The organism is Kitasatospora sp. NPDC059673 (genome assembly GCF_042734215.1).
Classification (GTDB): Bacteria; Actinomycetota; Actinomycetes; order Streptomycetales; family Streptomycetaceae; genus Kitasatospora.
Map to the genome: position 1 here is coordinate 118065 of NZ_JBHWEN010000001.1, position 19277 is coordinate 137341.

Consider the following 19277-nt stretch of genomic DNA (forward strand, 5'->3'; position numbering starts at 1 on the left):
CGCCATGCCCGCCAGGCCACTTCAGGTGCTCGTCGACCACGCCCGCCACAACTCGCCGTTCTACCAGGAGCTGTACCGCGACGTGCCCGCCGTCGTCACCTCGCTCACCGACCTGCCCGTCATCGACCAGGTCGCGTTCTGGGCCGCCAACTCCTGGCCCGACAACCGCCTGTTGACCGGCCCGCTCACCGACGCCTGCGTCTACAAGTCCGGCGGCACCACCGGCGCGCCCAAGTTCTCCCCCTGGACCCGCGGCGAACACCTCGACTCCGTCACCGCGTTCGGCGCCGGCCTGGTCAACGCCGGCCTCAAGCCCGGCCAGCGGGTCGCCAACCTGTTCCGGGCCGGCGAGTTCTACAGCGGCTTCCTATTCATCGAATACGCCCTCCAGCACGCGCCGATCGACAACGTCCGGCTGCCGATCGCCACCGCGCCCGACGAATACGTGGCCGACGTCATCCACGGCTTCGGCGCGGACGTGCTGGCGGGCGAGCCGATGAAGCTCTCCGCCGTCGCCGAGACCCTGCTCAAGCAGGACCGGCCCGCCCCCCAGGTCGAACTGATCCTGTTCGGCGGCGACATCCTCTTCAACGACCTTCGCCCGCTGCTCCGTTCGGCCTTCCCCAACGCCGCGCTCTCCTCCATCGGCTACGCCTCCGTGGACGCCGGCCTGGTCGCCGGCCCCGTCCCCGCCGGGGACGACCTGCGCGTCCACCAGGCGTTCCCCGACCGGACGGTGGTCGAACTGATCGACGACGCCACCGGCGAGCCGATCACCGAACCCGGCGTCCCCGGCCGCGTCGTCGTCACCAACCTGTTCCGCACCCTCGTCCCGATCCTGCGCTACCCCGCGGGCGACCGCGCCGAATGGACCGACGCCTCCTGCCGCACCTTCCGCCTCCTCGGCCGCTCCACCGAGGGCGCCCGGGTCGGCATCGTCTCCATGCCCACCGAACAGGTCCGCGACGTCCTGCTCGCCCACGACCCCGAACACCACATCACCGGCATGCAACTCGTCCAACGCCGCTGGGCGGGCCGCGACGGCCTCATCATCCGCCTCGGCCACACCACCCCACCCCCCGCCACCCTCACCGAAACCCTCCGCCGCGCCGTCCTCGACGCCCGCCCCACCTACGAAGCCGAAAGCGCCATCGGCGCCATCCACCCCCTCCACATCGAATGGGTCCCCCGCTCCCACCTCGCCACCAACCCCCGCACCGGCAAACTCCACCAGGTCATCGACGAACGCCCCACCCACTGACCCCCCGCCGCCCAGCAAAAGGCCGGGCCCGGCCGGGGTTGGTGTGGGGCGGCTGTCAGGCGTTGGGGCCGGTGAGGGGGAAGGCGGGGTCGGACGGGGTGCCGGTGCGTGAACCGGTCCAGGTCTGGAGGGTGCCCTGCGGGGTGATGGCCCAGAGGGAGGGGGCGCCGTTGCCGATCAGGTCGCCCTCGGAGCCGATGCGGGGCCAGGCGGCGGCGGTGATGCCGGTGGCGATTCTTCGCCGAATGGCGAGCCACCATTTCTCCTCGAATCCGACTCCGCGAGGGAGTCGGCGGAGGAGGCCGACAATGCCATCGCCACGCTGACCCAGTGGTTGCTCGGCCGCTGACGCTCCGCGCGCCCTGGGCTGTCCGGGCGGCCCGGGGTCAGCGGGAGGTGGTCACCAGGCCCGCCTCGTAGGCGAGGATGACGAGGTGGACGCGGTCGCGGGCGTCCAGTTTGGAGAGGAGGCGGGTGACGTAGGTCTTGATGGTGGTGACGCTGAGGTGGAGGTGGTCGGCGATCTCGGTGTTGGAGAGGCCGCTGCCGATCAGCGTGAGGACTTCCTGTTCGCGTTCGGTGATGGCGGTCAGGGCCAGCGGCGGCCGTGAACTGCCTGGCGTGGGGCGGGCGGTGAGGTCGGCGATCAGGCGGCGGGTGACGCGGGGGGCGAGGAGGGCGTCGCCGGCGGCGACCACGCGGACGGCGGCGAGGATTTCTTCGAGGCCCATGTCCTTGACCAGGAAGCCGGATGCGCCGGCGCGGAGCGCGCCGTAGACGTACTCCTCGTCGTCGAAGGTGGTGAGGACGAGGACGTGGGCGGCCGAGGAGGGGCCGGAGGTGATCCGGCGGGTGGCTTCGATGCCGTCCATGCCGGGCATGCGGATGTCCATCACGATGACGTCGGGCGTCAACTCGGTTGCCAGGCGCACTGCTTCGTCGCCGGTGCCGGCCTCGCCGACGATCTCCAGGTCGGGGGCGTCCTTGACCACCATGGAGAGGGCGGCGCGCACGAGGGGCTGGTCGTCGACGAGGAGGATGCGGACGGTCATCGGGCACCTGCCGTGACGGGGAGGGTCGCCGCCACCCGGAAGCCGCCGCTCGGACGCGGGCCGGCCGCGAACGTGCCGTGCAGCAGTGCCACACGTTCCTGCATGCCGAGCATCCCGAAGCCCGCGCCGGCGGGCTGGGTACCGCGCCGGCCGCCACCGTCCAGTACCTCGATGGACACGGAATCCTCCCCGCAGGAGATGGTCACTTGGCAGGAGCGCGCCCCGGCGTGGCGGACCACGTTGGCCAGCGACTCCTGGACGACACGGTAGGCGGAGAGGTCCACCTCGGGTGGCAGGGGGCGGCGTTCGCCGTGCCAGCGGAGCTCGACGGCGACGCCCGCGGCGGTGGTGGTTCGGGCGAGACGGTCGAGGTCGGCGAGGCCGGGGGCGGGGGCGAGCGGGGGGCGGCCATCGGGGGTGTCCTCGGCGGCGCGCAGCGCGACGAGCATGCGGCGCAGGCCGGAGAGGGTCTCGCGGCTGGCGGTCTCGACCTGGCCGAGTGCGTCGCGGGCGGCTTCCGGCTGGGTGGTGAGGACGAGGCGGGCCGCGCCGGCCTGGAGGGCGACGATGCCGATGCTGTGCGCGACCATGTCGTGCAACTCGCGGGCGATCCGCAGCCGTTCACCCGCGACGGCACGCGCGGCGGCGTTCTCGCTCAGCTCGGCGGCATGCCGGCGGGACTCCCCGGCGGAGTTGCCGAGCAGGGCGGCGACAACGGCCGTGAGCAGGACGGCCAGCGCGCTGGAGGTGCCGATGACGAAGCCCGCGAGCACCCGTCCGATCGGGTAGCCGAGCAGCACCAGGGCGGCCATCCCGGAGGCGATCACCGCCCGACGGCGGGGCAGGGTCGCCGCGACGTACCAGAGCGCCACGTCCGGGCCGAGGACCAGCGGGACGTCGATCGCGGTGGAGTGCATCGCGAACGCGCCGAACACCGCGCCCGCCAGCAGCAGCCCGAGGGCGGTCAGCGGCCTGCGGCGCAGCAGCACACAGCCGGCGAGGGAGGCCACCGCGCTGAGGGCGAGCCAGATCTGGTTGCCGTCGGCCAGCAGCAGACCGCGGTAGAAGTTGTCCGGCGACTCGCCAGGCAGCCGGACCAGCACCACGAAGGAGTACACCAGGCCCGCCGTCCAGGCCACCGCCGCCCAGCCGCCGGGTGTCACGCGTCGGAGCAGGGAGGGCGAGTTCACGGGCATGAGGGTGATCGTAGCCAGCCACGCACCCGGCAGGCGTCGGACCCGGGACGTACAACCTGGGAAGACACCGGCCGCCGAAGGTGTCGGCGGCAGGCCGACGCGGGACGACGCGCCGACACGGAACTGTGGTTCCCGTGATCGAAGTCAACGAACTCACCAAGCGCTACGGCCGCACGGTTGCCGTCAACGGCCTGACCTTCACCGTCCGCCCGGGCTGCGTCACCGGTTTCCTCGGCCCGAACGGGGCGGGCAAGAGCACCACGCTGCGCATGATCATCGGGCTGAACGAGCCCACCAGCGGCACCGTCACCGTCCAGGGCCGCCGCTTCCGCGACCATCCGCGCGGCCTGCGCCATGTCGGCGCGCTGCTGGACGCCTCGGACGTGCACGGCGGTCGCAGCGCCGCTGCCCATCTCGGGGTGCTGGCCCGGACGAACGCGATCCCGCTGCGGCGGGTGGACGAGGTGCTGGAGGAGGTCGGGCTCGCCGGGGTGGCCCGGCGGCGGATCGGCGGCTACTCGCTCGGTATGAAGCAGCGCCTGGGCATCGCGGCCGCGCTGCTCGGCGACCCGCCGGTGCTGCTGTTCGACGAGCCGCTGAACGGCCTCGACCCGGAGGGTGTGCGCTGGGTGCGCGGCCTGTTCCGGCGGCTGGCCGCCGAGGGGCGCACGGTGTTCGTCTCCAGCCACCTGATGAGCGAAATGGAGCACACCGCCGACCACTTGGTGGTGGTGGGCCGGGGCCGGCTGATCGCCGACGAGTCGCTGTCCGCGTTCGCCGCCCGCGGCCGGGGCAGCAGCGTCACCATCCGCACGCCGGACGCGGGCGCGCTGGCGGACGTGCTGACGGGGGCCGGCGCGCAGGTGCGGCCGGACGGGGACGAGCGGCTGGTGGTGACCGGTCTGGACGCGGACGCGGTCGGCGACCTGGCCCACCGGCACGGCCTGCGGCTGCGCGAACTGGCCACCAGCGCCGCCTCCTTGGAGACCGCGTTCATGGAACTCACCGCCGACAGCGTCGAATACCTCGCAGGAGAATCCCGATGACCGCGCTCAGCTCCGTCGCCCCGCCCGCACCGCTCACGGTCGACGAACCGAAGGCCCGCTTCCGTGACCTGCTGCTGGGCGAGTGGTTCAAACTGATCTCGCTCAGGTCGATCCGCTGGGGCCTGCTGCTCGGACTGCTCGGGCTGGTGTTCCTGAACGTCAACGCGGCCATCGCCGACGTGAACGACTGGGACCATTTCACGTCCGGGATGCGGGAGTTCTTCGTGCCCGCCGGGTCGCTGGCGGCCTCCTTCACCAACAACGCGTGCATCGCCACCCTGCTGATCGCGGGGTGCCTGGGCGCGGTGGCGCTGGTGAGCGAGTACTCGACCGGCCAGATCCGCACCACCTTTGCGGCGGTGCCGGCCCGACCGGCGGTGCTCTCCGCGAAGATCATCGTGCTCACGGCGGTGATGACGGCCTTCGGCACGGTGGTGACCGCAGTGTCCTTCTGGGCCTCGCAGGCGGTGCTGTCGAGCAAGCACGCGGGCATCTCGATCGCCGAACCGGGCATCTGGCGCGCCCTGTTGGCCTCCAGCCTGCTGCCGCCGGTCTGCGCGCTGACCGGCCTCGGCATCGCGGCCGTCGTCCGGCACAGTGTGGCCACCATCGTCGCCACCGTCACGGTGCTGCTGCTGATCCCCAACTTCCTGAGCGAGAACCACCATTGGTCGGCCTGCCTGTTCCACGCGACGCCGTTCCGCGCCTGGCAGGTCCTGCACGACCTGGTCGGCGCCCCGGTCAACCCGCACATCCCGTTCCCGGCGGATCCGGCCGGCGAGTGGTGGGTCTACGCCGCCTGGGCCGTGGGCGGAGCGCTGGCCGCGCTGGTGTTCGGCACCCGCCGCGACGTCTGAACTGTCGGGTGTTGCACGGCTCTTGGACAGCCAGGCGCCGTACCACACCTGAACGGTCAGGCGCTGTGCGGCACTCCGGCGACCAGCACGCTCTGGCCGCGGAACTCGGCGACCACGGTGCCGCCGACGCTCCGGACGGTGACGTCGTAGACGCCCTGCCGGCCGGAGCGGGTGCGTTCCACCGCCTCGGCGATCAGCTCGTCGCCGATTCGGGCGGGGGCGAGGAAGGTGACCTGCGCGCCCTGGGCGAGGGCGACCGGGCCGTAGCTGTTGCAGGCGTAGGAGAACGCGGCGTCGGCGAGCAGGAACACGTACCCGCCGTGGCCGATGCCGTGCGCGTTGGCCATCTCCGCCGTGACCGTCATCCGGGCCACGGCCCGTCCGCCGGTCACCTCGTCGAGCACGATGCCCGCGCCCCGGCAGGCCCGGTCGCGCTCGAACAGTGAGTCGATCCTGGTGCTTCCCATCCGGCTCCCCCCAGGTGAGCTGCCCGTTTCCCGGGCGTCAGCATTAGATCGACCGGACCGAACGGATGTCAACGCCCCACGCCGAAACGATGGTTGTCGAAACCGAAGGCCGCCGGGGCCCGCACCGACGGGTCCCGGCGGCCTTCCGGCCGGAGTGGGTCAGGCGCTCCAGCCGCTCTGCGCCCCGGCGGTCGGATCCTCGAACGCGACCGGCCCTTCGGCCGTCCTCCGCTCGACGTGCGCCGCACCTTCCTTCGGCGCGTGGTCGGCGTGGTCGAGGTCGGCGTTGGCGTGGTCGAGGTTGGCGTGCTCGGCGCCGAAGCCGTCGTCGATGTCCATCGGCTCGGACGTGTCGCCCGACGGCTCGCGGCGGGTGAACGTGCTGTAGCGCTCCATGAATTGCGGGTCGTGCGGCCCGGAGATGTTGGTCTCGTGCCGGTCCGCGACGGAGGCCCACAGCGTCCACGAGGAATCGAAGCTGTAGGGCATCTCCCCGGGCCGCGCGGGAACCACCCGGCGGTCCGTCAGGTCGGCCCAGCGCAGCACGCCGTCCCGGTCGTGGACCAGCGCGACGGCGTGACCGGCGCCGGTCGGCCCGGCGCCCAGCACGGTGGCGAAGCTGCCCTTGCCGCCGGCCCTCACCTTGGCCATCAAGTCGTTGACCGCGTCCGGCCCTTCGCCGAACCGCGCGGGCCCGTCGTGCCGCTTCCACAGGACGTTGCCGGGGATCGGCTCGACCGTGCCATTCAGGGTCTGCCCGGACACCCGGGGTCTCCCGAAGTGGGTGTCCCGGTACGCCTCGACGTTCTCGAAGCAGGCGTTCAGGTCGCTGCCGGGCCGGAAGCCCTCGGCGGGCCGGACCGGCGTCTGGTGCGGATTGACCTTCTGGAGCAGGGAGTTGCTCATCGGCGGATGCAACTTCGGTGCGCCGCCCAGGTAGTCGACCAGCTGGCCGGTCAACTCGTGCTGCGAGCCGACCGCTTGGTACCCGCGGTCATGCATGACGGCCTCGGAGTTCTCGTACGCGGGAGTGCGCTGCCGCTTGGCCTGCGGCCCGTCCGGCTCGGTCTCCCGACGCACCGCCACTTCCTCGTCCTCCCGACCGCGCTTGCGGCCGTTGCAGGACTCCTCGCGCGGCGCACTGCTGCCGCCCCGCTCAACCCCCGTCTCGCGCCGAGCAGTTGACGGCGCGGTTTCGATGTCCATCGGCTCCACGTCCCGGCCGACGACGCGCTCGACCGGCAGGGTGCCATGCCCGCCCGTGGCGGGCGAGCCGAAGCCCTCGCCGGTGGCCGAGGCGTTGTGGGCCTGGAGCTGTTTCTCGCTGTCCTGGCTCATCCGTTCGATCCAGTGGCCACCGTTCTGCGGTTCGAGCGCCCGCAGCATGGTGTCGATCCTCCCCTGCCGCGAGTGCGGTTCCGCGCCCGGGCCGTGCCCGGCGGTCTCGCCCAGCAGCGTGCGCATCGAGCCCTCGATCAGCAGCTTGCTGTCGTTCGCGACGGCGTTGTGCCGAGCGGCGCCGTCCGCCAACCGCTGGGCGGTGTTGCGCACGTCCTGCAGGCTGTGGCCGGGCTGTTGGAGCCCGATCACGGTGTTCAGCTGCTCGGTGAGGTGACCGCGCAGCTGCCCGAACTGCTGCTCCAGCATCCCGTGGACCGGGCTGGTGCGGTCCAGGTCGCGCAGCGCCAGCTCGGCGGCCCGGTCGAAGTTGCTCAGCTGCTCGCGGGCGGTCGCCTCGTACGTGCCGACCGTCATCCGGACCCGGTCGGCCTCGGTCGGCGGGTTGAAGTTCAACGGCCGCCGGTTCTCCCGGCCGATCCCGAACTCGCCGTTGTGGTCGACCACTTCGTGGCTGATCACCTCCCAGCCGTGCTCGCCGTACTTGAGCATGTTGGTGACCTCGAACGGTCGCGACTGGCCGGGCGTCATGTACTCCTCGACGCCGAACCAGTCGGTGACCGACTTGGTCGCCCGGAAGTCCGCGGTCATCTCCAGGTTCGAGGACGCCGAGTACGACTGGACGTGCCACACGGTGAAGTCGTGCGGTGTCACATCGGTGATCGCGAACGCGCAGCCGTTCATGCCGCCGGTCAGCACCAGGCAGTCGTTCGGCCGGGACGGATCCGGGTGCAGCGGGACCACGGTCCTGCCGATCGCGCCGGGCACGTTCGGGTCCGGGCGGCCGGTCTTGTACGGCACGTACGAACCGGTGACGTAGTGGTGGTCGGGCTGCGGCGCGGGCAGCGTGGTGCCGGCCGGGGGACGCGGGAACGACGGGTCGTGCTCGGCGTACTTCTCCCAGGCCGGGGTCAGCACGAAGCCGTTCTTGCCCGCCCCGACGTGGGTGCGGTCCGGCACCAGGGCGAACCAGTGCCGGTCCGCCTTCTCGACGGCCGCGACGAAGGAGTTCGCCTGCTGCTTGTTCAGTCCGGGCATCCGCTGCATCGCGCCGTCGGCGTAGTTCACCGTCACCGGCGCCTTCGACAACAGATCGGCCGGGTCCTGCACCAGCCAGCGCTCCACCGTGCCGGGCGGCGGCAGCAACGGCTCGCCGTGCAACGGCTGTTGGGCGTCGAACGGCCGGTCGTGCGACGGTGCTTCGGACAGCGGCGCTTCGTGCAGCGGCGCGGCATGGGACGGCGCGTCGTGAAGCGGTGCCGCATGGACGGGCGACTGGGGCGAAACCGCCGACGCGCCGTCGTGGACGCTGCGCACCGGCGGGGGCGGCGGCGGTGCGGCCGGGCTGCCGAAGCCGCGGGTGCCGGTGCCCGCGCCGTGCCCGCTGCCCGCGCCGTGGCCGGTGGTGGCGGGCGGCGGCGGGGGCGGCGGAGGCGGGGTGGGGCCGGTCAGGTTGAGGTCGTTCAGGCGGCGGCGCACGGCGTCCGGCCCGGGCTCGCCCTCGCCGTCGGACTCGCTGTCGTCCCGGCGGCGCTTCCGCTCGGGCCGCGCGAGGTCGGCCGTCCCGTCGTGCATCTGCACGTCCCCGTCCGGGGTGTGACCCGTGGACTGGCTCGCGTCGGCCATCACCACGTCGTGGTCGGGCGCCGGCTGCGGCACGTGGTCGGGCCGGTACAGGCCCTCCACGCCGAGCCGGTTCAGCTGCTCGTCCGTCAGCTTGGCGGTGTCGGCGCGGCTGGCGAAGTCGCCGGACGAGGCGACCGGCACCTTGGCGGCGTGCGGGGACGGGATGCCGAGGTCTTCGACGATGGTCGTCGCGCTGTCGCTGAGCTTCCCGGCCGTCCGCAGCTGCTCCAGGTCGGCCTGGGTCTTGGGGGCCATGAGGTCGCGCAGCTCGGGCGGCACCAGGCCGTTCGCCTCCAGGCTGCGGACCGCCTGCAACAGGTCGGCGGTGTGCGGCGTGTACAGCACCTCCGGCGGCAGCTGCTCGTGGGCGACCGCGGTGAGCAGGTCGGGCTCGCGGATGATGTGCGGGTCCAGGAAGTTCTGGATCCACTTGTTCACCGCCTCGTCGCCGAACCGCAGGTTGGAGGCGCTGTTGGACAGGTCGGCAGTGATCTTCTCGACCAGTGCGGGCACGTCGTCGAGGTGCGCGGTCAGTGCCTGCTCGAACATCGCGGCCGGGTGGTTCTCCCCGTCCCCGGTGCGCGGGTACGAGCCGCCGTACTGCTTGCCCGCCGTCTCCAGATCGACGGTCGCCCGGGCCACCCGGCCCGCAGCCGCCTTCTGCGCGGCCGAGGGCTTGGTGACGCCCGACAGTTGGCCGTCGTAGACCTCTTTCACCCGGTCGCGCAGTGCCTGGGCGGTGGCCAGGGTCTGCTGGGCACCGGGCAGCTTGGCCTTCTCGTCGGCCACCTTCTTCGCCGCCTTGTCGGCCTCGTCCTTGGCCTTCTTCTCGGCCTTGCCGTCCGCCTCCGCGCGGGCCTTGTTCGCGGCCGTCGGGGAGTCCTCGGCGAGCTTGGCGGACTTCGCGGCCGCCTGCTCGGCGGTGGTGTGCGCGGTCCTGGCGGCCGCCAATTCCCCCTCGGCCTCGGCGATCTTCTCCTCTCGATCCGTCACCGCCTCCTTCGCGGTGGTCACCTCCTTCTCCGCCGGAGCCTCCGGCTTCCTCGGGGTCTTGCCCTTCGGAACCTGCTCGTTCAGCAGTGTGTCGACCTCGTGCTGTCGTACGCCGGGCCGGTCCTTCGCCAGCTTGTCCGCGACGTCGCTGTACCGGCGCGGGGTGAGCCGGTCCGGGTGGTCGCGCAGGTCGCTCGCCAAGTCGCGGACCGGCTTCGGGTCCTTGCGGGCCGCCTGGAGGTGGTCGGCCAGGTCGTCCAATGTCTTGGCCAACCGCTTCTGCTGCTCGGGCGTCCGGGGCCCGCCCTTGCCCTCGGCGAGTTTGCTCAGCAGGGCCGCTGCTTCGTCCAGCTTCTGCGGCCCGGTGACGCCGTGGACCAGCGCCAGGTCGTCGACCGCCTGCTCCTTGATCTTCTGGTGGACCGCCCCCACCGCCGCGTGCACGTCGGCGAGTTGCTTGGCGGTCGGGCTGTCCGGGCGCACCTCGGCCACCGCGGCGTTCAGCCGGTCGAGTTGCTCGCGGGCGGGCACGTCCAGGCCTGACCGGCCGAGCTCGCGCTCCAGGTTCTTCGCCGCCGTCTCGGCACTGCCGCGGTCGGTGATGCCGGTGGTCCCGAACGCGCCCGGCAGCCGCTCGTTGCCGTACGTCGCCGTCAGGTCGACAGTGTCGGGGGTGCGGGTCAGGTCGTGGTTCCTCAGCCCGGCATGGTCGTAGGCCTCCATGTCGATCCGGGCCTGGGCCGCCTTGCCGATGGAGTCGTGGACCCCCGCGCCGATCCGGGCCTCGGCCGCCTTGCGGATGAAGTCGTGGACCCCCGCGCCGATCCGGGCCTGGGCCTTCTTGCCGAAGGAGTCGTAGATCCGGTGCTGGTCCGGCGCCATCGCGGAGACGAAGTCGCCGAACGCGTCCGAGGCGGCCCGATGGCTGCTCTCGTCCATCGTGCGTGCCTTGAACACCGCCGCCGTCACGTACTTGTGCACCATGTAGTCGGCGATCACATGGTTGCGGTTGACCTTCGCCGCGGTCATGTCGACCTTGTCGGCCTTCACCCGCGCCGAGACCTTCTCGGCGTGCGGCTGATGGCTCATCACGCCCTGGTCGGAGTAACCGAACGCCTTGCGGTAGTCCTTGTCGAACTTCGCCCAGGCGGCCTTGTTGTCCAAAACGTCCACTCCGCCCTTGCGGGTGCCACCCGTCGGGGGCGCCGCCACGGGTGGCTTCTTGACCTCCGCGTCCGCCTTCCTCAGGTCGTCCTCGCGCTGCTTGAGGTCGGCGGCCAGCTCTTCCTTGCGACGCTTCAGGTCGGCGTGGCGCTCGTTGTGAACCTTGTTGCCGTATTCGCCGGTGGGCTGCTTTCCGGCCTCGCGGCGCTGATCGGCCTGCGCGAACAGCACGTCGTTGCGCAGCTGCTCGGCCTTGATCCGCTCAATGCTGCCCGGCAGGACCCGGACCTCGGCCTCGTACCGGGCCCTGGCCAGCGCGTCCTTCTCGGCGCCGTCCTTGAGCCGCTCGTGCTCGAAGATCGCCATCCGGTCGCGCTGCTCCTGGATGCCGGCCTTGGTGGTCTCCAACCTCGCACGCTGCGATTCGAGTTCGGCGATCCTCTCGGGTGGGTGGTTGCCCGTGGTCAGCTCGTGGTCGACCGCCCGCAGCCGCTCGTCGACCTTGGCGATCGCCTTCGGGAGCTGCTCGGCGTTGCGCGACAGCACATCCACGTGCTGGAGCTTCTCGATCCGGTACTGGGTGAACATCGCGGCCGTGTCGTCGTCCTTCAGCGCCGCCCGTTCGTAGCCCTGCACCTGCTCGCGGACCTGCTGGAACTCCGGGGAGTCGCTGAGGAACTTGTCGAGGATCTCGAAGGTCTTCTTGCCGTCGATCTTGTGCTCGTAGTCCCCGTTCGCCCGGTTCTGCCCCGAACCGTCCGCGTTGTTGACGCGCGGCGGCGGGGGTGGCAGTTGCTCGGCGGTCGGCGGCTTCTGCTCGGCCGCCGGGGGCACGTTCTCACCTGCCAGGGGCCGGTGCTCGGCCGCCGGAGGCTGACGGTCGCCAGGGGCGGTGCCGTCCACGTGCTCCATGAACTCGCGGAAGCCCTCGTACGTGGCGTTCTGCGCGGTGGTCTCGTTCACCGGGTTCGCGGTGCCGTCGTGGATGGCGGACGGGTTCTCGCCATACAGCTTCTTCAGCAGCGGGTACAGATCGGGCTCGTGCTGCTTCACCCACTCCGGGCCGTTGTTGCGCGGCTCACCGGTGTACGGGTCGGTGCCGCGGTTGGTTCCCAGGTAGGCGTTGGTGGCCTGGGCGAAGTACTCCCGCTCGTCCCGCGAGGAGTAGTTCCCGGGCGTGTTGCCGTCGGGCCACTGCACGGGCACCTTGCCGTTCTTGGGGTCCGCAGCCTCCTCGGCGGCTTTCGTCTTCTTCTCGAAGGCGTCCGTGATCGCCTTCTTGTCGTGCTCGCTCAGCCCGTACTCGTGCACGGTGTGGCTGAACTCGTGCGTGGTGGTGGAGTATCCGTCCTCGTAGTGGCTGCCCTCGCCGATCGTGGTGTGCTCGCCGAGCAGGTTCTCCTCGGTGACGGCGGAGTGCTTGCCGCCCGAGCCACGCATCTCGTCGTAGCCGCGAGCGCCGCCCGCCTCGGTGTCGTTGGTGACACCACGCAGCTCGTACAGCCCCGGAGCGTCGGGCATCCGGACGTCCTTCGGGACGATCACCACGTCCGCGCCGTTCTTCATCAACTGCGCGGCGGTGTCCGGGTCCTGGAGCATCCGGGCGACCTGCTGCTGCGCCTCGTGACGTGCGGACGCGGCCTGTTCGGCCCGCGGGTCCACGTGCACGATCAGATCGGCCGTCACCTTGGCGAAGTCCTTCGCGGGCAGCGCCGACTTCAAGGAGTCCACGAACTCCGGGTCGCGAGCCAGCCAACGCCGGTGCTCCGGCTTCAGGTTGGCAAGTTCCTGGGCGCGCTGCTCCGGCGTCATGCCCGGCATGTCCTGCCGCAGCCGGTCCGCGTCGGCGGGACGGACCATGGGAACGTTCCGCCGGGTACCGCCGAGTTGCTCGACGGCATCCCGCACGTTCGTCGCCCGCCCCAGCCGGTCGAGTTCCGTCTGGCGTTCCTGCCGCTGACGGTCCAACAACTGGTCGCGAACCTGCTCCGGGCCGGGCCGGGACGCCGTGGACTTGGCGTCGCTGCCCGCCTCGGGGGTCCGGCCCGCTTCCGGGGTACGACCCGCCTCGGAAGTGCGACCCACCTCAGGGGTACGACCCGCCTCGGAAGTCCGGCCCACCTCAGGGGTACGACCTGCCTCTGAAGTGCGACCCAGCTCGAAAGTCCGGCCCACCTCAGGGATACGGCCCGCCTCAGGGGTACGACCCGCCTCGGAAGTGCGACCCGCCTCGGAAGTCCGGCCCGTCTCAGGGGTACGACCCGCGCCGGGGGTCCGGCCCGCGCCGGGGCGGATCGTGGCACCGGCCGGGGTGTCCGCGTTCGGGGTGGCGGCCGGCTTGGCCCCGCCCTGCTGCGGAACGGTCGTGGACGGCGTGGCGTGTGCCGAGGCCCCGGCCCCGCCGTGCCCACCGGCGCCGCCGACCGGGCCGGACGCGAACCCGCCCGCCATCGGCGTACCGGCCATCGGGTTCTGCGTGGTGCCCGTGGTCGCCGGGGCCTCGCCCAGGCCGTCCGGCACAATCTGCGGGACCGCCTGCTCCGGCCCCGCCGGACGGGCCGTGGCCGGCCCGGCGGACAGCCGCGTCCCGCCGTCCAGATGGGTGCCGCCACCGGCCCCGGCCAACTGCCCGGCGCCACCGAGCACGCCCGACAGGTTGGGCATCGCGGACGCACCGCTCGGGCGCGGCTCGCGCGGATCGTTCTGCGGAAGGGGCTCGTGAACGGTCGAAGTGTCGTGCGCCGCAACCGGGTTGACGATCTCCTGACGCGACGCCGAATGCTGCACGGGGGTAGCCGGTTCCGTGCTGTGCGAGGGCGTGACGCTCTCCTGGCGCGGCACCGAGCCGTGCGCCTGCGGCGCGGTCTGCGTCGGGACCGACTCGTGCGACACGTTCTCCTGACCGGGCGCCGCCTCGTGAATCCGCGCGACCGACTCCGAACGCGGCACCGACTCGTGCGCGGGCGCAGCGGGCTGCGACTCCGTGTGCGGCGTGACGGCCTCGGTACCCTGGCGCGGCACCGACTCGTGCACGGGCGCGGCAGGCTGCGACTCAGCACGCGGCACCGCCTGCTCCCGCGAGGACGCAACGCTCTCCTGACGCGGCACCGACTCATGCACAGGCGCAGTGGGCTGCGACTCCGTGTGCGGCGCGACGGCCTCAGCACCCTGACGCGGCACCGACTCGTGCACGGGCGCGGCAGGCTGCGACTCAGCATGCGGCACCGCCTGCTCCCGCGAGGACGCAACGCTCTCCTGACGCGGCACCGACTCATGTACAGGCGCAGCGGGCTGCGACTCCGTGTGCGGCGCGACGGCCTCAGTGCCCTGGCGCGGCACCGACTCGTGCACGGGCGCGGCAGGCTGCGACTCAGCACGCGGCACCGCCTGCTCCCGCGAGGGCGCAACACTCTCCTGACGCGACACCGACTCATGCACAGGCGCAGCGGGCTGCGACTCAGTGCGCGAAGTAACGGCCTCAGCACCCTGACGCGGCACCGATTCCTGCACCGGTGCGACCGACCGCGACTCGGCCCGAGGGGCGATCGACTCCTGGACGTGCGTCGCCGCCTGCTCGTGCGGGGTCGGCGTCGGCGCCGTGTTGTGGCCGGCGGTCGACGAACCTGCGGACGGAACGTCCCCGGCCCGTCCCCCACCGAACGGGGTCAGCCCGTTCACCTTCGACGCACCAGCGCCCGCACCCGCGCCCGCGCCCGCACCAGCGCCCGCACCAGCGCCCGCGTCCGCACCCGCACCGGAACCCCTGTGCGGCGTCCCGGAACCGCCGGACGGCCCGTGGTACGCGGACGCGCCACCGGCGGTGTCCGGCTTGCTGAAGCTGGGCGTCCCACCGTGCTCGCCCGCGGCCGCGCCCGCGCCCGTGCCCGCTCCGGCGCCTGGCAGCTTCGGCGCTTCCGCCGCCTTCGGTGCGGCGAGGTGTCCCTTGATCTTGGACGCGCCCGCGTGCAGGCCTGCGCCCGCGCCGCCGGAGAGGCCGGAGCCGAGCAGGGAGCTGCCGTCCACCTTGCCGGTGGTGAGCAGTTGGGCGGAGACGTCCGCGCCGACGCCGACGGCCGCGCCGGTGGCCATCTTGCCGCCGGTGGTCTTGAGTGCGCCCTCGACGCCGAGCTTCTCGCCGGCCTTGCCGATGCCCTTGCCGATCAGGTGGCCGGAGGCGCCGCCGGCGGCACCGCCGGCCGCGCTCATTCCGACTTCCTTCATGTCGATGCTCTTGCGGTGGCCCTCGGCGAGTTCGATGCCCTGGGCCATCAGGTTGATCGCGGCCATCTGGGCGGCCTGCTTGGCCGCCATCACGATCATTTCCTTCAGCAGGAGCTTCAGCGTTGCCGAGACCGTGGCCTTGCTCGCCGCGATGAACGCGGGCACCTCCAGCATCGACGCGCCCGCGGTGAACGGCGCTTCGGCCTCTGCGGTCGCGATCTCGAAGGCCAGGATGCCGAGTTGGGCGATGATCTGAATCTTGGCTGTCTCCGCGGAGTTGGCCACCTGCTCCAGCATGTCGCCCATGCCGTTGAGCGCGTTGATCGCGCCGGGCAGGTAGCCGGGGTCCTGTTCGGTGCCCTTGCCGACCGAGTACTTCTCCCAGTACTTGCCCAACGCCTCGGCAGCAACGCCCTGTTGGCCTTCGAGCGCGCGCTTGATCGTGGCGTCGCCGCTCTGCGCGGCGTCCTTCAGGGTGTCCGCCGCCTTTCGGCAGTGGTCGGCCATGTCGCGGAGCTGGTCCTCGTCGGCTTCCGGCCAGCGGCAGCCCGCGAGCAGCAGGAGCACCCACTGGAGGGGCTCCGGGAGTTCGACAGCCATCTGGTCAGTGCCTTCCGCTCTCGTGGGTCCGCGGGGTGATCCGCATGGGGGCCGAGTTCGGCAACTGCGGCGAGGCGGGCATCGGCGCGGTGCCGGGGTCCACGCCGTTCAGCTCGGTGATGACGCCCTCGTCGGCGCCCTGGTAGCCGTCGGCCATCGCCTTCAGGCCGTCGGCGATGCCTTTGAGGGCGGCCGGCAGGCCCTTGATGACGTCCAGGGTGTCCTTGCTGTATTTCAGGTAGCCCTTCTCGCCCTCGGCGAACTGCTTGCCCGACTCGTCGTTGCCCCAAGGGTGTTGTGACTCCAGCGACGGCAGGTACGAGCTCAGCGCGGCGTACAGCGTGCCGACCTGTTCGGCGACGGCGAGCATCGGCGACACTGCGGCCCGGTACTGCGCGGGGTCGACCTGGAAGCCCTGGCCGGCGTTCCCGGACGAGTCCCGGTTGACGGCGGCGGGCCTGGTGCTGATCCGGTTGGCCGCGACGGTGTCCGGCTTCCCGCGGGCGGCGAGCGGGGCAGTGGCGTGCTCCCCGGCCGGCGTCCGCTCCGTCGCCTTGGTGGCGGCCGCCGGTTCCACCGGGTGCGCGGCGGCCGCCGGTTCGGACCGGGTGAGCCCACGAGCCGTGATCCGCGGGGTCTGCGCCCCTTCGAAGGGCTCCACTGGCGAGGCGGCGCCCGCCGCCCGCTCGAACGGCCGCAGGGGGGCGGCCGGTTGGTCCCGCTGGAACGCCTCCGGCGCGATCCGCGCCGCGTCCGTCCGCTGCTCGAACGGCCGGAGCGGGGTGGCCTCGGCCTGCTGGAACGGTTCGGGGCTGATCCAGTCGGGCTTCTCGGCGGGGACGGCCTGGTGGCGCGGCTCCACCGGGACGCTCGCGGGGAGGACGGTGCCCACCCGCAGCCGGGCCGTGTCGGCGGGTTCGGTGGCGGCGTACCAGGCCTGCTCGTCGTTGCTCATGGTGCTCCTTCGTCAGGTCGGATCGACGGCGGGCCCGGTCAGCCTGCGGCGGGAGCGCCGGGCGCTGCGGCCAGGCGGGACAGGGCGGCGCGCAGGAACGGGCTGGGCACCTGGAAGCCGCCCTCCTCACGCAGCGGGGCGCGCTGCGGCGTCCCGCTCTCGCCCGACGCAGCGGCCGCACCGGCACCGGCCGAACCCGAGGACCCCGCCGCAGCGGCCGACCCGGCTGCCGCGACGGCCGGTGCGTCCCCGTGGCCACGCCGGGCGGCGGCGCTGCGCGCACGCTCCAAGTAGGCGTCGTCCGAGCTGCCGGCCGACGTCTGCGCCGGGGCGGCACCGGCCTCCCGATGCGCAGTCGGGCCGCTCGCCGGCGCACTCGCCTCCGACGGCGCCGCACCGTCAGCCGCCGCGCCCCCAGCACCCGCGTCCGCACCGCCACCCGTCCCGAGCAGCACCCCGGCCAGCTGGCTCAGCACCTCCTGCTCACTCGCGGGCCCGGTCGGCGCGGGCGGGGCCGCGGCGGTCTCGGGCGTGACGAAGTGGCCTTCGACGCGGGCGTCGTCCAGCCAACGGCGGCGTGCGCGCTGCCAGTTGCGGTCGCGCGGGTCGACGTCCCCGGCCTGGCCGAGGATGCCGCTGTCGTGCAGCAGCGCCTCGTCCTCCTCGCCCTCGGCGCCGAACCGGGTCGGGCCGAGGAAGCGGTTGGCGCCCTTGTTGTCCTTGCCGCCACCGCCGCGTCCCGCGCCGCCCATGCCGGGCAGGTGACCGCCCCCGCCCAGGCCGGCGGCACCGGCGGCGGCACCACCGCGCCCGGCCGCGCCGCCACTGGCGAGCCCGCTCGAACCGACCCGCCCGGACGCCGAGGACGCACCCGACAGCCCCCTGCCGGACGCGCCGAGCCCGGCGCCGCCGCCCGCCCGGGAGGCCAGCGAGCTGTTGCCGAGCCCGCTGCCCCCCGCGCCGCCACGCATCGCCGAGCCGACCCCGCTGCCCGCGCCGCCACCGGCACCGCTGCCACGCATCCCGGAGCCACCGAAGCCGCCGCCGCGCGCGGTCGAGCCGCCCGCGCTGCCGAACGGGCTGCTGCCGCCACCGCCGAACGGGGTCAGGCGGCGGGCCGGGGAGCCGCCCGAACTTCCGGTGTGGCCACCGATGTTGGGCATGCCGCCGATGGTGCCGAACGGGCTCCCGCCGGGGGCTCCGCCGGTCAGGCCGGGGCTGGGGGTGTGGTTGCCGCTGCCGAGCGGCGCGTAGTGGCTCCCGCCGGGCACCCCGGTGCCGATGGTGCCGAGGTCGCCGAGGCCCGCCAGGTTCAGCGGGCCCGCACCGGAGCTGCTGAGCGGGTTGAACACGGGTGCCCCACCGCCGGAGCCGCCGCCCTGGAAGCTGGGCATGTTCGGGGTGGGCAGCTTGAACGGCGTCAGCGCCGGACCGCCGCCCGCCGATCCGACCCCGCCGACCCCGCCGACGCCACCGGCCGATCCGACCCCGCCGAGACCGCCCGCGGATCCGATTCCGCCGATGCCGCCCGCGGCCCCGGCCCCGGCCCCGCCGAGGTGCGAGCCCGGCCCGCCGGGGGCGTCGGGCAGCGAGAACGCCCGGGGCGTGGCCGGGGCGCCCGCACCGGCGAGCGGGCTGCCAGGGACATCGCCGTCCGCGCCGGTGCGCAGCCCGGCCGGCACGACGGAGGGGCTGCGCCCGGACATGTCCGTGCCCGCCGCGCCCGCACCGCCCGAACTCCCGGCGCCACCGGCCCCGTTGAGGGCGCAGGTCTGGCCCATTCCGGTCATGTCGGCGATGTGGCCGGCGTTCTTCCGCAGCATGCCGTCCACGTCGCCGCCGATCTGCCCGACGTACTGGTGGTAGACGGCGGCGGCCTGCTTGATGCCCTCGGAGTTGGCGATGTCGTCGTGCTTGCCGGCCGGGTTCTGCTCCATGTACGTCTTGGCGTACTGGAGTTCACGGACCATCTCGTTCTTGGTGTCGATCACCGCGCCGGACGCGCCGTGCAGCGACTTGGCGACCGCCCGCCCGGACTGGAGGGTGGTCGCGACGTGCGAGTCCTCGCCGCCGGCGAACTTCTGCAGGTACTGCTGGAAGGTGTTGGCGGCGGGGCCGGACATGCTGGCCATCGCCCGCTGGGCGGCCTCGGTGATCGCGCGGACGTGGGTGTCGGCGACCTGGTTCCACTTGTCCCAGGCGGCGGCGAGGTCGGCGAGGAGTTCCTCGTTGGCGTCGGGGAAGGCGATGTCCTTCCCGTTCTCGTTCTTCTGAACGGTCTTCAGTACCTCGGCGAGGTCTGCGGGCAGCTGGATCACGGCGGGAGACTCTCCGGTCGGACGTTCGGAGTCGGCTCGGGGGTGTTGCTGCCACCCCCGGCGACGGTGGGACGGGGCGGGTCGGCCGTAGAGCCCGTCCGGGCGACAACTCGCCCGGCGGGC

Annotated in this window: 9 protein-coding genes; 3 read left to right on the forward strand and 6 right to left on the reverse strand. The window is 72.8% G+C overall.

Annotation, left to right across the window (positions count from 1 at the left end; translation table 11 throughout):
• The first annotated feature begins 4 nt into the window (after nt 1–4).
• Nucleotides 5–1261 (forward strand): phenylacetate--CoA ligase family protein, encoded by a 1257-nt coding sequence (locus tag ACFV18_RS00505; RefSeq protein ID WP_380477950.1) that lies wholly within the window; start codon nt 5–7, stop codon nt 1259–1261.
• Between the two features lie 386 nt (nt 1262–1647).
• Here the strand turns inward: ACFV18_RS00505 and ACFV18_RS00510 are convergent, their stop codons facing one another.
• Both ACFV18_RS00510 and ACFV18_RS00515 read right to left on the reverse strand, forming a co-directional pair.
• Nucleotides 1648–2313 (reverse strand): response regulator, encoded by a 666-nt coding sequence (locus tag ACFV18_RS00510; protein WP_380477951.1) that lies wholly within the window; start codon nt 2311–2313, stop codon nt 1648–1650.
• On the reverse strand, nt 2310–3509 hold the full coding sequence (locus ACFV18_RS00515; RefSeq protein ID WP_380477952.1) for a sensor histidine kinase: 1200 nt from the start codon (nt 3507–3509) through the stop codon (nt 2310–2312). The genes ACFV18_RS00510 and ACFV18_RS00515 overlap by 4 nt, the downstream gene beginning before the upstream one ends.
• Before the next feature lie 134 nt (nt 3510–3643).
• Here ACFV18_RS00515 and ACFV18_RS00520 point away from each other — a divergent pair, with 134 nt between their 5' ends.
• Together ACFV18_RS00520 and ACFV18_RS00525 are read left to right on the forward strand one after the other, a co-directional pair.
• Nucleotides 3644–4555 (forward strand): ABC transporter ATP-binding protein, encoded by a 912-nt coding sequence (locus ACFV18_RS00520; RefSeq protein WP_380477953.1) that lies wholly within the window; start codon nt 3644–3646, stop codon nt 4553–4555.
• Nucleotides 4552–5412 (forward strand): ABC transporter permease, encoded by an 861-nt coding sequence (locus tag ACFV18_RS00525; RefSeq protein ID WP_380477954.1) that lies wholly within the window; start codon nt 4552–4554, stop codon nt 5410–5412. Before ACFV18_RS00520 ends, ACFV18_RS00525 begins: the two co-directional genes overlap by 4 nt.
• 56 nt (nt 5413–5468) lie before the next feature.
• On the opposite strand, the gene paaI is transcribed toward ACFV18_RS00525, so the two are convergent.
• The 4 genes from paaI to ACFV18_RS00545 all read right to left on the reverse strand — a co-directional run bounded on the left by paaI (nt 5469) and on the right by ACFV18_RS00545 (nt 19154).
• Entirely contained in the window at nt 5469–5879 is a 411-nt protein-coding gene (gene paaI / locus ACFV18_RS00530) for a hydroxyphenylacetyl-CoA thioesterase PaaI (RefSeq protein ID WP_380477955.1), read from the reverse strand.
• A gap of 159 nt (nt 5880–6038) precedes the next feature.
• On the reverse strand, nt 6039–15881 hold the full coding sequence (locus ACFV18_RS00535) for a hypothetical protein (protein WP_380477956.1): 9843 nt from the start codon (nt 15879–15881) through the stop codon (nt 6039–6041).
• Nucleotides 15882–15885: 4 nt separating this feature from the next.
• Nucleotides 15886–16836 carry a hypothetical protein gene (locus ACFV18_RS00540; protein WP_380477957.1) on the reverse strand — a complete coding sequence of 317 codons (951 nt, stop codon included), beginning with the start codon at nt 16834–16836 and terminating at the stop codon, nt 15886–15888.
• A gap of 38 nt (nt 16837–16874) precedes the next feature.
• A complete protein-coding gene (locus tag ACFV18_RS00545) occupies nt 16875–19154 on the reverse strand; it encodes a hypothetical protein (RefSeq protein WP_380477958.1) in 2280 nt (759 codons plus the stop codon).
• Nucleotides 19155–19277 lie beyond the last annotated feature (123 nt).

What these genes read in the sequence shown, in the direction of transcription:
- ACFV18_RS00505 (WP_380477950.1), top strand. Translation starts at nt 5, where the DNA reads ATGCCCGCCAGGCCACTTCAGGTGCTCGTCGACCACGCCCGCCACAAC.
- ACFV18_RS00510 (WP_380477951.1), bottom strand. Translation starts at nt 2,313, where the DNA reads ATGACCGTCCGCATCCTCCTCGTCGACGACCAGCCCCTCGTGCGCGCC.
- ACFV18_RS00515 (WP_380477952.1), bottom strand. Translation starts at nt 3,509, where the DNA reads ATGCCCGTGAACTCGCCCTCCCTGCTCCGACGCGTGACACCCGGCGGC.
- ACFV18_RS00525 (WP_380477954.1), top strand. Translation starts at nt 4,552, where the DNA reads ATGACCGCGCTCAGCTCCGTCGCCCCGCCCGCACCGCTCACGGTCGAC.
- paaI (WP_380477955.1), bottom strand. Translation starts at nt 5,879, where the DNA reads ATGGGAAGCACCAGGATCGACTCACTGTTCGAGCGCGACCGGGCCTGC.
- ACFV18_RS00535 (WP_380477956.1), bottom strand. Translation starts at nt 15,881, where the DNA reads ATGGCTGTCGAACTCCCGGAGCCCCTCCAGTGGGTGCTCCTGCTGCTC.
- ACFV18_RS00540 (WP_380477957.1), bottom strand. Translation starts at nt 16,836, where the DNA reads ATGAGCAACGACGAGCAGGCCTGGTACGCCGCCACCGAACCCGCCGAC.